A 16,017-nucleotide genomic window follows, 5' to 3' on the forward strand; every position below is an offset into this window, starting at 1 on the left:
TTATTATAGCAAACTCGAGTTCTAAATAGTATAAATAATTATATATATTATACTAATCCCTATTTCTTAGACTATGATAGAAGTGAATGATTTACAGAAGTTCTATGAAGACTTTAGTGCAGTTAGTTCTTTGACGTTTAACGTTTATCCTGGTGAGATCTTTGGTATCATCGGACCAAACGGTGCAGGTAAAAGTACAACATTAAAAATGTTGATTGGGTTAATCAAACCAACTTCTGGCACTATTAAAATAAATGGACTTGGCCTTTCCAGCAATATGGTGGAAATTAAATCAATACTCGGGTTCTTACCAGAAGATTCGACTTTATACGAAAATATGGAAGTTGAAGAATATTTACTCTTTTTTTCAGAGCTGTATGGTCTGGATAAAAAGGATGCAAATGAGAGAATATTCAGACTACTCACAGATCTTTCATTAAATCCCTATAGCAAAAAGATAGGTGATCTTTCCAAAGGAATGAAACGCAAAGTTGCAATTGCAAGGTCGCTAATTAATGAGCCAGATATACTTGTCTATGACGAGCCGGGGTCTGGTCTTGACCCTATGACATCTAATTTTATCACAGAATATATTGGACAATTGAAAAATGAAGGTAAAACTATAGTGTTCAGTGCTCATAACCTCTACCAAATGGATAAACTCTGTGACAGAATCCTTATAATTAAAGATGGTAAGCAAAAAGCACTTGGTTCACCTGGAGAAATAAAAAAACAGTATTCTAATACATCTTATAGGCTCGAGTTCGTATTAGATAATAATAAAGATGCTGAAATTCAACTGAAGCAAGAAAATATCTTTTGGCGTGATGACAGGTACGTATTATTAACAGAAAACATTGAAACTGTAAACAGCGTCACAAAGAAAATAATAACAAGTGGTGGAAAAATCCTTGAAATGAGTACAGTGGAGCCTACATTAGAAGACATTTTTTTGAGGATTGTGAGTTCTTGAATTTATGCATATTCCTTTATAATAATATTTCAGTAAAAGTATAATATCTATACATGATCCTCAAAATTTCCAATTGTAAAAATCTGTCCTAAATAGGATTTTACTTTATGAATTTCAAATTCAAAATAAGGTTATTAATTTTGTTTTCATTTGCATCATGGTTATATAAGCTCATATTAAATAATTGTTCACAAAAATATTACACGCTGCACTTAGCATGGTGAAAATTTTTACAGTATTGAACTTAAGAATGAGATGCTCCGATCGGGATTCGAACCCGAGTCTTCGGCTCGAAAGGCCGGAATGATTGGCCTGACTACACTATCGGAGCACGTTTTTACCTTTTCTAACAAGGCAGCACCACTATGTAATTTTAGTATAAATAGTTTTCTAAAAATATTAAGGGTTCTGTGCTTCACTCAAAATTTCATTCTTTATAATTATAGTAATCCACTCGGTTAATTTCGGACATGTTTCGGGCTGACATGCATCTCTACAACCTGCACAAGGTGAAAATTCATGTGCTCCAAGTAGCATCTCATAAGAAGGTTGCGTTTGAGTGTTAGCTTTAATGAGATATGTCCTTGATCCGTTAGAAACAGCAGATTCCCTTGTAACCAGACCTTCTTCTAGCAGTTTAGAGATTATCCGAGAACATTTTCTGCTATCAATTTCAAGCTCTTTCCAGAGCTCGTTTTGATATATACCATCTTTCTTTTTCTTAATCACGTGGAATGCAGATTCTTCGATAGTCATGTTCATTACCGAATATGCTTTTTCATACCATATAACATTTATTCAAGTGGTGTAACTAGAATAATATTATTTCCTCTTAATACAACTGAACCAAGAGATCTTAGTTTTTCACCTTCAGATATTTCAACAGTATCCACTAAATGTAGATTTAAATAATCATCAGCGCTTTTTAGGGTACCTTCAAGTAAATGAAGGTTTCCTTTCATCTCAACTTGTATTTTCGAGCCAACTAATTTTTGAACTTTCTTATTCGGGAACAATGTAATATCCTCACTATATAGTTTTATCGCGTTGTTATATGCATCAAATTAGGTCTGTAAGGAGTTAAAGTACTATTAATTTATACTATTTAGTATTAACTGCATACCTTATTTTACTTTAGTAATGCTAATAATTTCTGATTATAATGTCAAATATAACCCTGTAAATTGGAGCTGTCTTCAATCTGTTTCTCGGATATGTTTTGTTTCCTTGGCCTGGTTATAGGGCCAAACTTTCTTTCATACTCCTGTAAATGTTGTTTAAGCCAACCAGACAGTTCTAGTGCAGCAAGTGGAGAGAGGATTATTTCAGTTTCGATTTGGCGTCTCATCGAATGTTTTTGCTTTTGTGATCCTATAGTTTGAGGAATATCGTTATAAAAACCAATCCTGATATCATACGGGGTATGCCCACCAACAGCACCAATAGCATAGATTTGTCTGAACTGTTCAGACTGTTGAATTTCTATACTAATACGCCTTTTTTCCTTCATTTTCTCATTCGTATTATCATTATCTTTAGATTCATCAGCCATATGTTTGAACCCCTACGCAACAATCATATAAATATGTGACATTAAACTTATATGTTTGCTTTAAAGCTAATCTAACTCCAATAAAAATACTAATTGTGAAATATTATTCTAATAAGTAATCTGCATTAAAAGTAAAAAATCTATTAATGATATTACAAATACAAGTATTTTGCATGGTTTTACTAATTATAAAATACACACGCTTTGATGTTTGTTATTATTAGTAACTATTATCTAAGAACTCTATAGTAGATAATCTTAGGATACTATATCGATGTATTAGATATTGGACTTGAAATCTTGATTCCTATCAGTTAAATGAGTTACCAATTTCATTGCTTGGTCAAAACTAGTTCATAACTTTTGTAGAAAAATACTAAATCGTCTAGAATATAATGTTATGAGAATAGTTCGTGGAAAAAAACATATTAGATTTTTACTTTGTTCAAGCAACTAAATATTTATACTGAGGTTCATAAAAAGCTTCGCCTTTTCTAGTGCATAAACAAATTGCAACTAAATTGAAACTATTTTATAGAGGGCAAGGTAAATCGAACACTATTATTAAGATGAATCCTCAACCCTCTAGTTTTTTTCTTAAGGTAATAGACTTTTGGTAAACATCACTTTTAGAATACGCTTGTGCCATCATCAATACCGCATCTAGATTTCTTACTGCTTTTTCTAAATAATCAAGTATATCACCTGTATATGCAGTAACTCCGTAAGTATCCTCAAGAATATCAATAATAGCTTCTGGTGACAAGCCTTCTCCTCTTAGTCCTAATAACTTAAAAGAAAATTTTCTTTCTGGACAGCCACAAAATGGTGAGCCTTTACATCCACAAGTCAAAAACTCAGTCGCAAAATTCAACAATCGATCTTGTAAAGTTGGGTTTAATTTAGATAAAGTTTCACCATCGAATAAGATATCAAGTGAAGATCCTTGAAATACCCTTGAAGACAAATTGATATTAAGTGATTTAGATATTTGTGCAGCTGACTTAAAGTAAGCTGAATCGAATAGCTCCAGACTTGTAATTATATCCATAGGTTCAGTATTCGAAACTACTCCTTCTTTTATCAAAATAGCTTTTGATGTAGTTAAAAAATGCTTTGCTGCTATCTTTCCAAGTTTACTTAAATTAATAGAATTACCCCGCTGTGCAAGAAATCCAGTTTTTGCCAGTGTCTTTAGGTAAATATTAATTTGGTAGCTTGCTACCATTGAATTGTGTATTGATTGCAAATCCCTTTTTGAGTTAGTTACTGCGACAGATGCAAGTATTTCTTCCATCATATCATCTTCAGAATAATCTACTGCTAAACTCTCAAGTTTACCTTTAAGCAGGCTTATAGCAATTTCATCTTCCGTACCTTCCTGATTAGCCGTATATTTCTTGTCAGGTGTAGCCAAAATAACAATCCTACCCCTATCATGATAATCAGGTCGACCAGCCCTACCTAGCATCTGCATGAATTCCTGAATTGATAACCATTCAATACCCATCGCAAGAGATTCAAAGATTACTTGGGAAGCTGGGAAGTCAACACCTGCTGCAAGAGCTGCAGTAGTTACTACAACAGGTAGTTTTCCTGTTTTGAACCTCTGTTCGATTCGATTTCTCTCATGTTGAAGCATACCTGCATGATAAGCCGAAGAAGAAATAGGTAATGATTTAGAAATGTGTTGACAGTTCTTCCTTGAGTTAGTGAATATTATTGTTTGACCAAAATGACCTTTAGATGACTTTTGTTTATACTCTTCCTGAACAAGCTTTGCCATCAATTTATTCTTTCTATGATCTTCACAATAAATCAAGTGACGTTCAATTGGTACTGGTCGATGTTCATAATTTACTATAGAAGCATTAAGTTTCTTTGCAAGATGATCAGGATTTGCTACAGTGGCTGATAAATAAATGAACTGTGTATTTGATGTAATGTATTTGAGTCTCGCAATGAGGCCATCAAGTCGATGACCCCTTTCCTTATCTTCAATTGTGTGAACCTCATCAATCACTACAGTGCCTATATTTCCAAGAGAATCAGAATTACCTGACCTTAAAATGTAATCAATACCTTCATAGGTTGCTACAACTATATCCGAATCTAGATTGGTCTTCATCTTTAAATTCTTTGAAGACTTTATACGGTTACTACCTACTCTTATAGATGTTTTAAGACCTATTTTTGAATATTTAGTAGAAAAGTCATAATATTTCTGGTTAGCAAGTGCTACAAGGGGTACCAAAAATAACATCTTACCCCGTTTCTTCAAAATATTATTCACACCAACCATTTCACCTACTAGTGTTTTTCCAGTTGCTGTGACTGAAGTTACCAGCAAGTTAATACCATCGAATAACCCTTGTTCAACTGCAAGTGTCTGTACTGGCAATAACTTATCAGCCTTTTTACTCAACAGGTTCCTTAAAGATTTGTCAAGTGGAAGGTCATTAAATCTTAGTTCAGAGATACGTGATTCTGAAGTAATAGTATCATAGTGTGTAAATTCCTTATCAAGTTCAGTAGGGTTAAGAAAACCTATTGTTCGATCCAAATCCTTACTCTTACAAAGCAAATCTTCAAGATAAGATATTGTCTGCTCACCCCAACTAAACCCTGAGTTCCTAAAATAGCGGTACAATTCATCTTTAGCACAGTCCCAACAGATGTATTCATCATGGAACCTGTATGACTTCTTACCAACAAAATTAAACTTATCTTGAAGCAAGCATAACCTACATACATTAACAGGCTCTGATGTTAACTGAAACCCTGTTAACATCTCATTTATTCTAGAGCTAGTATCACCGTCACAATCAGTAGATATCAATATCCTATCTGACTTTTTTAACATTTCAATGAAACTTTCTGGGGCTAAATGTTCATTTTTTTTGTCACTGTTACTTATCCTGAATTTATGCGGACGTGATCCAGCTTTAGTTTTTCTTAAAATAAGTTCACCTACTATAACTGGCACTTTTTTCTTATCTTTAATAGTAAGAACTTTTATTTTACCGCGATTGGATGTCATAAATGTCCATAAAGTCATCTACTGCTAAAATTGTGTGCTACCATATAAGATATTCCCAAAAAAGAAACTCTTATTAGGAATAGTGTTCTTATTTAACTGTGAGATTAAGATTATGGTTGCTTTTGAACAGTTGAATATGAGTGATGAAGCTTCATTCAAGGTTGAAGAAGAAGCTCCTTTTAAAGTAATGAATACAGGTATTGATGCACTTGACAGAAGCTTAAATGGCGGCTTGCCTGAAAGGTCAGTAGTTTACATATCTGCAGACGCTTTCTCAATGGCAGAGGTGTTTTTGTACCAATTCACCCAAGCAAGAAAAACATATTATATTACAACTGATAGACGAAAAGAGTATGTTAATCAAAACATCAAAAATCTAAACTTCAATGCGGATGCTATAATTTTCATTGATGTGTACCAAGAATACTATTTCACACCTAATGGTGATATGACTGATACTATTGGGAATGAGTATGTGGACACTAACATTATACAGTACCTCGAATACAACCTTAACAATATAGTAGCAGAAAATAGCGATGATGAATTCAATCTTATAATTGACAATTTTACCTTTTTCTTAAATTTGCACGTTAACAGAGGTTTAATTAAAAAACTAATAAACGTATTATATGAATGTACTAAAGAAAGTAATTGTATAACCTATTTATTAGGTTTAAAAGGGAGTCATTCAGATAATATTGAAAACGAAATCCTTCATGCCTCAGATGTCATTTTCGATATTTCACTAGAAAAGAATATTGATAAAATTTCAAGTAAATTAATAATACCCAAAGTGCGAGGTATGGTACCTAACACTGAAATAATCAAGTTCACAATAAGTGATGGGGTCGAGATAGACACATCAAGAGATATTGCATAAATTTTTTTCGCACAGTCGCAAATTCAGAAATTGTTTTTTCTAATTACATTAAAGAGTTGCACCATCAATTGAATTTTGGCAAGCACATATTTTTCTTGTGTCTGATTGCTTTGCCATATGCAGAATAATTTCAGCTAAGGTATCTTTACTTTGTTCAATGTTCTCAATCACTTCGTCTATAGTAAGTTTGTTAGTTGAAATACCACAAGCATAATTTGTTATTGTACATATAGAACAATAGCATAAACCTATCTCTCTAGCCAATATTACTTCAGGAATACCAGTCATTCCTACAACATCACCAAACTGTTTTAACATTTTAATCTCTGCCTTTGTCTCAAACCTTGGTCCTTCAGTACAAACATATGTACCTTCAGAGAATTTTGTACCCAAATTCCCTAAAAAAGAGTTAAGTTTAGATCGCATTTGAGCGCAGTATGGATCGGTCATATCCAAATGAACAGTTTTCTCATCAAAAAAAGTGTATATTCGGGATTTAGTATAATCAATAAAATCGTTGGGTATAAAGAATGTTCCAGGTAAATTCTTAATTTCATTCATCGTACCAACCGAATTCAATGCCAATACACGATTACAGGCAAAACTTTTTGTGGCCCAAATATTAGCACGATAATTTATATTGTGAGGTGGTACATGGTTAGTACCAAAATGTCTGGGAATAATAGCTATTCTTAGACCACTAGTCTCAAAAATATGGGCTAGAGTGGTTCCATAAGGCGTCTCAATTTTTTTTATCTCATATCCATTCGAGCCTAATGAAAGTTTTTCAGAATTAGTAAATCCTACACCACCAATCACTATAAGGTCAACATCAATCATACTAGTCCCACATAAAATCGAACTTTTTTCAATTACATCTAATAGATTTTATCTATAGTGTATTACCTGTTTTCAGGTTCCATTGCTAACTTAATACCTATAATGCCTAATATAAATGCTGCAACTATAGAGTAAACAAAATACTGTAACCCTATATCCGGATTTAACATAAATTCATCCGACATTGTCATAGAGAGTATATATGTACTTGCACCCCAAAACAATAAGCCAGCTGACATTACATATAGAGCAGGTGGCACTTTATTTTGAATTGGCACTTGGTTCATATATTGATCAATCATCTTACCAGCAATAGCTACCAAACCAGCTCCAATGTACCATAATACTGACTTGTTAATAAACACTGTAATTAAAGTCAAAGATCCATAATACCATATTCCTCCTTCAACATAGAACTGCCAAACGTTGGTTAATCCGTATATAGTGCCAGTAATAGCAACAAGGGCAGCTGCAAGGTATGTAATAAAAGTTATCTTACCAGCTCTGATAGAAGACTTTGTTTGTTCAGTAAGAACAACTAATTTGTCGTCCAACATGAAACCCCTGTACAACATATAAACACCAACTGCTATAAGAATACCAATTATGGCACCTTCAGGATAATTTGCTAATAGTGATATGGAATAAATGATTGCTGCCAGTCCCAGAGGGACAAAAAAGGTTTGAGATATCTTTGGATCACTAAAAGCATGTTTCAAGATATAATAAGTGCTTTCAAGATTGGCGCTCTGCATAACTACAATACGTTTCACTGAGTCTATTTTTATCCTAGACTGGACTATTGGCACTAATGTCTCATCTTCGGCACCATCAGAGATGAAAATAGCGTTTTTGACATCATAGGTTTCAAGTACATCATCTAACTGTCGAGAAATATTCTGATCTGACATAACACCTACATTCTTATCACCTGCAAGCGAAACAATCTCGGCGTCTACCCCTTTATTGTGGAGATCATCCAAAACCTTGACTCCACCAAACAATGTATTTGTATCGGAATCCTCTGGATCTACAGTCCCTAAACTAACAGCAGCTTCTATAATCTTCTCACGGCCTATGATAGGTGTTCTGATTCCAGCCTTCTCACCTAAGTCGTTGTCCCTATCTATACAAATAATTAAAGTATCCATCCAATCCTCATATACTAATATTTTTAGTTTAAGGTTCTAACAAACTAATATATATTTAATTAAACTTTAATACCAAACTAAGTATCTTTTTTGCTATATATGATTTTTATATCCAACTCATTATTCTTTTTTCGAATAGATATACCTAGTTAAAGATATCTTTTACACAGATTAATATATTTTATTCATATTTATCTATAAACGTGGGGTTAGGTTTAATCATTTCTATTAATCTTTTAGCCCAAGCTAATTTTTTTTGTTTAATATCAGAAACATTATTATCACTAAAATCAAATCCCACAATATCTATTTGAATTGAATTAAATCTATTAGCAATAAATACACATCTATCCCCATCAGTAAAGCCACCGAAATTGAATATGTTGATAGTGGGTTCAGATTGTGTCGTACCAATAAAGGTTTTGAATTTTGGTAGATTTTTGCGCACAATATCGATATTATCACCGTGTACATGAATGACTGCAATTGCCCCCTTGCTAACAGCATCTAATTCCATCTCAACATTACCATCAAGGTCAGTAACTATAATATCAGGTATCATTTTGCTGACATTCATAACAGTTTCAGTTGCACCGTCTGCTGCAATCACAGTATATTTGCCTAAATTAATTTTTTTTAACTCCTCTTGAAGACATGGAGCATTCCCACATACCAATACTCTATGACCTTCAATTAATTCTCTTATTCTAGTTAAATTTAGGCTAAGATTTTGATCTGATAATGCAACTAACTTTGAAAACTGTAATGTTGCTAGCCTATCATGTGCCATATCAAAACCGAAATCCTGTACTATTTGGTAGTATATAGGTTTCCAGTCCTTAAATTCCATTATCATACATTAAGTACCATTCAACTAAATTTTTTATGGGAAAGATAAACTATTTAAAGTAGATACATTATTCGATTCACCTACAAGTTATCGTTTTTTGCTAGGTGTAAGTCCAATAGTAATCGATATAGATTCAACATCCCAATCTTTTAATCGGTCACCTTCAGGTACTTCAGAACCACTTATTCGAAGTTCTTCAGCACGCACTTCTTTTGCAATAAAGTCTTTTAGGTCGAATACAAGCTCCCGTACACGTTCATCTTCAATCAATATAGATACAAAAATATTCTCTTCAACTGCGAGTTGCATATCTTTCCTCATATCTTGAACACGACGTATTACTTCTCGTGCGAACCCTTCCGACTCAATCTCACGTGTCAGTGCAGCATCGACATAAACTATTCCATCACTAAACTCGGCACTAGCTACTTCTTCAGGAACTGTTTCAGTGAAATTAACCATATCTCGATTAATTGTAACCTTCTCTCCATTAGAAATATAAAGTTCTACTTCGTCCGATTCCTTGAATGTTTTGTATAGTAATGAAGCGTCAGTTGTCTTGATAGCCTGTATCACAAGACCAGCATCTTTCTTGAATTCGGGACCAATCTTGCTTGTTTCAGGCACTGCAACTACACCAAGCTCCTCCCATTGTGACCCAACATCAACTACTTCAATCTGTTTCGCGTTTGCTTGATCCTTTAAAACTGTTTCAAGTTTCCTAGCAGCACTTACCGCATCTTCACTCTGTGCCGAAATCACTATACGTTTTACTGGCCATCTAAGTTTCCGTTTAACTTTTTGTCTCGCATTAGAACATGATTCCACTATAGACCGTGCAATGCGCATCTGTTTCTCAAGATCAATATTCTGTAATCCCTTGTTAACTTCAGGCCAATCACACATGTGAACTGATGGTAATGCATCATTGTACACATTTAACTGGAGGTTACGGTACATCTCTTCAGCCAAATGTGGAGTAAACGGTGCTATAAGTTTCGATAATGTAACAAATATATCATACAGTACGCGGTAAGCAGCTAACTTATCAGAATCATCCGCCTCTATCCAAGTCCTTGGTCGAATTAGTTGGATGTACCATCTTGACAAATCTTCCACAATAAATTCATTTATTTTTCTTACTGCCCGATGAAGCATATACTTCTCCATATACTCAGTTACTTCCTGGATAACGGTATTCATCCTGGAAATAATCCATTTATCTTCCATCCTTAAATGATTCTCAATATCATCGAATTGAACAGAAAGAGGATTAAAGTTATCTAGTGACATGTAAGGTAATGGGAACCTGTATACATTCCATAAAATATTCAGGAGCCTATGTATATTAGCCACACCTTCCCAGTTAAATTTCAAGTCTTCCCAAGGTGCACTTGTTGACAGTACATAAATACGTAATGTATCAGCGCCATATTTCTCGATAACTTCAGATGGTTCCACTATGTTACCAAGACTTTTTGACATCTTTTTACCATGTTGATCTAATGTGAATCCATGCATTAGAACGCTTTTGTAGGGTGCTTTCCCAAAAGCTATCATGCTAGCACCTAGTTGAGAATAGAACCAACCACGTGTTTGATCGTGTCCTTCAGTAATAAAATCTGCTGGCCACCACTGTTCAAACGTTTCGCTATCTTGTGGAAAATTGAGAGTTGCCCATGAAGCTACTGCTGAATCAAACCAAACATCGAACACGTCTTCGACCCTGTTCATATTCCCTCCACACTTACAGTCAAGTACAACTTGATCAACATAAGGTCTATGCAGTTCAATATCATTGTCAATGTTTGCTCTGTCCATCAACTCCTTCTTTGTCCCAATCACATCTAGTGAGTCACAAACATCACATTTCCAAACTGGTATCGGGATGCCCCAATACCTTTGTCTTGAAATACACCAGTCCCTTGCTCCTTCAATCCAGTCTTTGAACCGTGAAGAGCCAGCCCATTCAGGAGTCCATTCAACATTCTTGATCTCTTCAAGCATATCCTCTTTCATCTCAGAGACCTTTATGAACCATTGTACTGTTGCAAGGTAGATTATTGAAGATTTACACCGCCAACAATGCCCATATCTATGCTGTATTGAAGTTTGTGATATCAACTTTTGGCGGGCCTCAAGGTCATCAATTATAGTCGAATTTGCTTCCTTCACATTAAGGCCTGCATACTTCCCTACATCTTCAGTATACAAACCTTCATGATCTACTGGACAGAATATAGGTAAATTGTGTTTTACACCTACTTCAAAATCGTCTAAGCCGTGTCCAGGTGCAATATGAACGCAACCACTGTTTTCGGCAGTAACAAACTCAGCTAAATATATATTGTGCTCGAATTCAGACTGTTTAGGAATAATATCAGAAAGCGGATGTTCATATGAATAGCCTGTTAAATCCACACCTAAAATAGTTTCAATTATTTCGTAATCTGTATAACGACCCATCTTCAATACATTTTCTACTAAGTCTTTAGCCATGATAAGGTTCTCAGTTCCACCTCTGGAATTAATTGCTTTGACTTTAGCATATTCTATCTGTGGGTGAACCGCAACTGCCATATTTGACGGTATTGTCCACGGGGTTGTTGTCCAGATAACAATATGAGTATTCTCCAGTTCATTAACTTTGAATTTTATGTACACTGACGGATCTGTCTTATCCTCATAGTCAACCTCTGAATCAGCAATTGCAGTCGCGCATCGAGGACACCAGTTAACTACACGTTCACCTCTATCAATGAGATTATTCTCATGTGCCCGTTTAAGTGTCCACCAAGCAGCTTCGATATACTCATCTTTGAGTGTCATGTAAGGCTCGTCCCAGTCAAGCCATGATCCCAATCTCTGGAACTGTAGCGTCATGTCACCTTTATTTTTCATTGCAAATTCTTTACATTTATCTATGAAATTTTCTACACCATAAGACTCGATATCTTTCTTTGACTTAAAACCAAGTACACCTTCAACTTTGACTTCAATCGGTAACCCGTGCATATCCCAACCTGCACGGTCTTGGAGATGATAGTTGTTCATAGAATAGTACCGTAATAAAGAATCTTTAATGATTTTGTTCCATGCAGTGCCAAGATGAATCTTTCCAGTAGGGTAAGGTGGTCCGTCGACAAAAAATAGCTTTTTTCCGTCCTTGCGATGTGCACGTACTTTCTCATAAGTGCTATTAGTTCGCCATAACTCCTGCACTCCAGTTTCAATTCGTTGAGCATCGTATTTATCATTAACTTCTTCTATCATTACCAATAATCTCCATGAACAGAATTCTGTTTCTTTTATAATACGCAATTCGTTTAAAGCATTTTTGATTAGACCTAGTACGAATAATAGGTAAAATATTTAACTTAGACAATAATGTAAACAAATAAAGTGAAATCTAGTATTATATCATTTTAACTCGGGTGATGGTATTTGAAATTCAAGTCAAGGGTTCAACTCCGAAAATCCAACAAAAATAAATTAGTAGATGAACTAAGTGAAATGTTTGGTTCAGCCATTGATTCTATTGAAAATGAAAAGTTTGAAACTGGGACATATAATAACACTGAGCTGTATCTCGTGAACACTAAGCCCTATTTCTTCAAGTATAAAGGTACACTATTCCCCACTCTTGTGTGTGTGATGGATCTAGATATTGATAAAAATATAGTTATCGTAGATAAAGGTGCAGTACCTCATGTAGCTAATGGTGCAGACATAATGTCTCCTGGAATTATCAGTGCTGAACCTAAAATAAAAGAAAATGAATACGTGATAGTCAAGGAAGAAACTCACCATAAGCCTTTATCTATTGGGTATGCTTTAGTAAATGGTTCATCCATGGTAGGTGATTCTGGAAAGGTCATAAAAACCGTTCATTATGTAGGAGACTATATCTGGAACTTCGAAATATAAACTATTTGTATTATTATAATGTAAAAATTGATAGCAATATATTTAAAATTGTGGAGTAATTAATATATCATTATTCCAATAACAATAGAATTAATATTAGAGACATTATGGTATTTTAACTTAATAAGTTTAATAAACACAATAATTCAATCTAATTAAATTAAAATAACAGTAAAAAGGTGCAAATATGGTCAGTTTTAAAGAAATTTTTGGCAGTAGTGGTAGTAAAAAAGTAACCAGTCCCGATGAGTTTGCTGAATTGGATCTTAGCAAATATGAAGAAGTGATAGAAGATGAGCCTGCAGAAACCTATATAAGAGTAGCTGAAATCACGAATCTTGCAGACATGACATCTCTGAAAAAAGAGATATATGAGGGTAATATCCTAATGATAGATATTTCAAACATAAAAGGAGATAAGCTGTTGCTTGACAGAGCCTTAAAAGACCTAAAAGAAGTAGTATCTGATGTACGTGGTGATATTGCGGGTCTAAAAGACGATCAAGTACTAGTCACACCAACAGGTGTAAAGATTGATCGATCAAAGATAATCGGGGCCAAGTACTAAACCTATTAAATTTTTTACCTATGCCGCTAGATAATAATTGCCAAAGCTTTGAAAGTAGGTCAACGTGTCCACTTTGTAAAGAAGAGATGGTCATTCACTGGCAAGGAGATAATATCCCTTATTTTGGAGAAGTGATGTACGTTACTGCCAGATGCAAATGTAGTTTTAAGTTCACTGACACCATGATTTTACAGGAGAGGGAACCCATTCATTATGAAATGATAATTGATGGGATAGATGACCTAAATGCACGCGTGATTCGCTCTACTTCAGGTACAATAACAGTTCCTGAGCTAGGTATTATGGTGGAACCAGGAACAACTTCGGACGCATATGTCACTAATGTAGAGGGTGTATTAAACAGATTAAATGACGTGCTAGATACAGCTATTCGGTGGTATGGAGATGATAAGAGTAAATTAGCTAAAGCAGATGAACTCAAGGCTAAATTATTGAGTGTGTTCAAAGGTACTGATAAACTAACTTTAGTGATAGAGGATCCCTTTGGGAACAGTGCCATTATTAATGAGAAAGCAACTTCCCGAAAATTGAGTGAACATGAGGCTGCAAAGCTAAAAACGGGCATGTTTATATATGATGTTGGAACTTCTGAAATTGTTTCTAATGAATAAAGTGTAAGATTTATTTCTCATGCTTAAATTTAGACTCAGCTAGTTTAGTTTCACAGTAATTTATTCTCTAATATTTTTAAGATATTTCGACAGATAAAAAAATAGATTAGTGTTTTATTAAGATTTATACAGTTTTATAATATGGTGGCAATATGGGAGAAGAATGCGATAAAAGCCTTCCTTGCAAGCAAGAGTTTAGTGAATGGTATAATGATATACTAAGTGTGGCAGAGATTATGGATGTTCGATATCCTGTAAAAGGGTTATATGTCTGGTTCCCCTTCGGATTCTCTATCAGAAAAAGAGTCTATAATATGTTAAGAGAACTGTTAGACACTGATCATGATGAAGCACTTTTCCCACTCCTGATTCCCGAACATGAGTTTATGAAAGAAGCTGAGCATATTAAGGGATTCGAAGATGAAGTTTATTGGGTTACTAACGGTGGAACCACACCTCTTGACATAAATCTTGCTCTTCGACCAACAAGCGAAACAGCTATTTATCCTATGTACAAGATATGGATACGTTCACATGCTGACCTTCCAATAAAAGTTTATCAGATTGTAAACACATTTAGATACGAAACTAAGCACACTAGACCCCTTATAAGGTTAAGGGAAATAACATCTTTCAAAGAAGCTCATACAGTACATGCAAATTGGAATGAGGCTGCTAATCAGGTTAAAAAGGCAATAGAACTGTACATAGAATTCTATAAAAACCTTGCAATACCAGTATTGAGTTCAAAAAGACCAGATTGGGACAAGTTTCCAGGAGCTGATTATACTATTGCTGTAGATTCTCTGATGCCTGATGGCAGAACGTTACAGGTAGGCACTGCACATCATCTTGGAGACAATTTCGCGAAGACATTTGATATTAAGTATGAGAATAAAGAAGGCGGTCAGGTTTATGCTCACCAGACATGTTACGGAATATCAGAAAGATGTATTGCGTCTCTAATATCAGTTCACGGTGATGATAAAGGGTTAGTGTTACCCCCATCCATAGCACCAGTTCAGATAGTTATTATTCCAATAATATTCAAAGACTCTTCTGAAGTGCTTGAGGTATGTGAGAAGGTTAAGGAGAGACTACATGGTATAGGTCTTCGAGTCGAACTCGATTCTTCTGATAAAAGACCAGGTGCCAAATATTATAAGTGGGAATTAAAAGGTGTCCCACTTAGAATCGAAATAGGGCCCCGTGATCTAAAGAATAATTCGGTTGTTATTGTAAAGAGAAACGACAGTACAAAAGAAATTGTCCACATGTCTAAGTTGGAAGAAACAGTTCAACGCTTGCTAGATCAAGTTCATCAAAATCTCTACTCAAAGGCAGAAGAAGATTTGTACTCGAAAATATACAAGTGTGCTGATATTGAGTCAGTTGACAAACATATCCAGAAAGGTATTGTTCTAATACCATGGTGTGGAAATAAAGAATGTGGGCTCGAGCTTGAGGAAAGGACCGGTGCAGGAATTCTGGGAATTCCACAAAATGATGAAAGTTGTGACGCATCTAAGTGTACTATATGCCAAAAAGAAACTAATATAAATGCATATATGGCACGAACATATTAATTTTAAATTAAATCG

Annotated in this window: 14 protein-coding genes and 1 tRNA gene; 6 read left to right on the forward strand and 9 right to left on the reverse strand. The window is 34.7% G+C overall.

Annotation, left to right across the window (positions count from 1 at the left end; translation table 11 throughout):
• Positions 1-73 precede the first annotated feature (73 nt).
• Positions 74-973 (forward strand): ABC transporter ATP-binding protein, encoded by a 900-nt coding sequence (locus J2T59_RS07805; protein ID WP_259135373.1) that lies wholly within the window; start codon positions 74-76, stop codon positions 971-973.
• A gap of 256 nt (positions 974-1,229) precedes the next feature.
• On the opposite strand, the gene J2T59_RS07810 is transcribed toward J2T59_RS07805, so the two are convergent.
• The 5 genes from J2T59_RS07810 to J2T59_RS07830 all read right to left on the reverse strand — a co-directional run bounded on the left by J2T59_RS07810 (position 1,230) and on the right by J2T59_RS07830 (position 5,565).
• A tRNA-Glu gene (locus J2T59_RS07810) sits at positions 1,230-1,304 on the reverse strand.
• A 68-nt stretch (positions 1,305-1,372) separates the two neighbouring features.
• Complete coding sequence (locus J2T59_RS07815; protein ID WP_310572667.1) at positions 1,373-1,735, reverse strand: helix-turn-helix transcriptional regulator; 363 nt, start codon at positions 1,733-1,735, stop codon at positions 1,373-1,375.
• Positions 1,736-1,767: 32 nt separating this feature from the next.
• Complete coding sequence (locus J2T59_RS07820; protein WP_259135374.1) at positions 1,768-1,989, reverse strand: LSM domain-containing protein; 222 nt, start codon at positions 1,987-1,989, stop codon at positions 1,768-1,770.
• Between the two features lie 149 nt (positions 1,990-2,138).
• A complete protein-coding gene (locus tag J2T59_RS07825) occupies positions 2,139-2,525 on the reverse strand; it encodes a DUF3467 domain-containing protein (protein WP_259135375.1) in 387 nt (128 codons plus the stop codon).
• Between the two features lie 577 nt (positions 2,526-3,102).
• Positions 3,103-5,565 carry a DUF5814 domain-containing protein gene (locus J2T59_RS07830; RefSeq protein WP_310572668.1) on the reverse strand — a complete coding sequence of 821 codons (2,463 nt, stop codon included), beginning with the start codon at positions 5,563-5,565 and terminating at the stop codon, positions 3,103-3,105.
• A 112-nt stretch (positions 5,566-5,677) separates the two neighbouring features.
• Between J2T59_RS07830 and J2T59_RS07835 the strand changes: the two genes are divergently transcribed.
• Positions 5,678-6,448, forward strand: a complete 771-nt coding sequence (locus J2T59_RS07835) for an RAD55 family ATPase (protein ID WP_259135377.1) — start codon at positions 5,678-5,680, stop codon at positions 6,446-6,448.
• Between the two features lie 48 nt (positions 6,449-6,496).
• On the opposite strand, the gene J2T59_RS07840 is transcribed toward J2T59_RS07835, so the two are convergent.
• The 4 genes from J2T59_RS07840 to ileS all read right to left on the reverse strand — a co-directional run bounded on the left by J2T59_RS07840 (position 6,497) and on the right by ileS (position 12,562).
• Complete coding sequence (locus J2T59_RS07840) at positions 6,497-7,288, reverse strand: MTAP family purine nucleoside phosphorylase (RefSeq protein ID WP_259135378.1); 792 nt, start codon at positions 7,286-7,288, stop codon at positions 6,497-6,499.
• Between the two features lie 62 nt (positions 7,289-7,350).
• Positions 7,351-8,439, reverse strand: a complete 1,089-nt coding sequence (locus tag J2T59_RS07845; RefSeq protein WP_259135379.1) for a DUF373 family protein — start codon at positions 8,437-8,439, stop codon at positions 7,351-7,353.
• A gap of 181 nt (positions 8,440-8,620) precedes the next feature.
• Complete coding sequence (locus J2T59_RS07850; RefSeq protein WP_259135380.1) at positions 8,621-9,289, reverse strand: 6-hydroxymethylpterin diphosphokinase MptE-like protein; 669 nt, start codon at positions 9,287-9,289, stop codon at positions 8,621-8,623.
• An 87-nt stretch (positions 9,290-9,376) separates the two neighbouring features.
• Positions 9,377-12,562, reverse strand: coding sequence for an isoleucine--tRNA ligase (gene ileS, locus J2T59_RS07855; protein WP_259135381.1), 3,186 nt, complete (start codon positions 12,560-12,562; stop codon positions 9,377-9,379).
• Positions 12,563-12,733: 171 nt separating this feature from the next.
• Here ileS and J2T59_RS07860 point away from each other — a divergent pair, with 171 nt between their 5' ends.
• From J2T59_RS07860 to proS, 4 genes are all read left to right on the forward strand, one after another.
• Entirely contained in the window at positions 12,734-13,216 is a 483-nt protein-coding gene (locus tag J2T59_RS07860; RefSeq protein ID WP_259135382.1) for an RNA-binding protein, read from the forward strand.
• 187 nt (positions 13,217-13,403) lie between these two features.
• Entirely contained in the window at positions 13,404-13,784 is a 381-nt protein-coding gene (locus J2T59_RS07865) for a cell division protein SepF (protein WP_259135383.1), read from the forward strand.
• Positions 13,785-13,804: 20 nt separating this feature from the next.
• Positions 13,805-14,416, forward strand: coding sequence for a ZPR1 zinc finger domain-containing protein (locus J2T59_RS07870; protein WP_259135384.1), 612 nt, complete (start codon positions 13,805-13,807; stop codon positions 14,414-14,416).
• Between the two features lie 152 nt (positions 14,417-14,568).
• Positions 14,569-16,002, forward strand: a complete 1,434-nt coding sequence (proS, locus tag J2T59_RS07875) for a proline--tRNA ligase (RefSeq protein ID WP_259135385.1) — start codon at positions 14,569-14,571, stop codon at positions 16,000-16,002.
• Positions 16,003-16,017 lie beyond the last annotated feature (15 nt).

The organism is Methanosalsum natronophilum (genome assembly GCF_024808815.1).
Taxonomy (GTDB): Archaea; Halobacteriota; Methanosarcinia; order Methanosarcinales; family Methanosarcinaceae; genus Methanosalsum; species Methanosalsum natronophilum.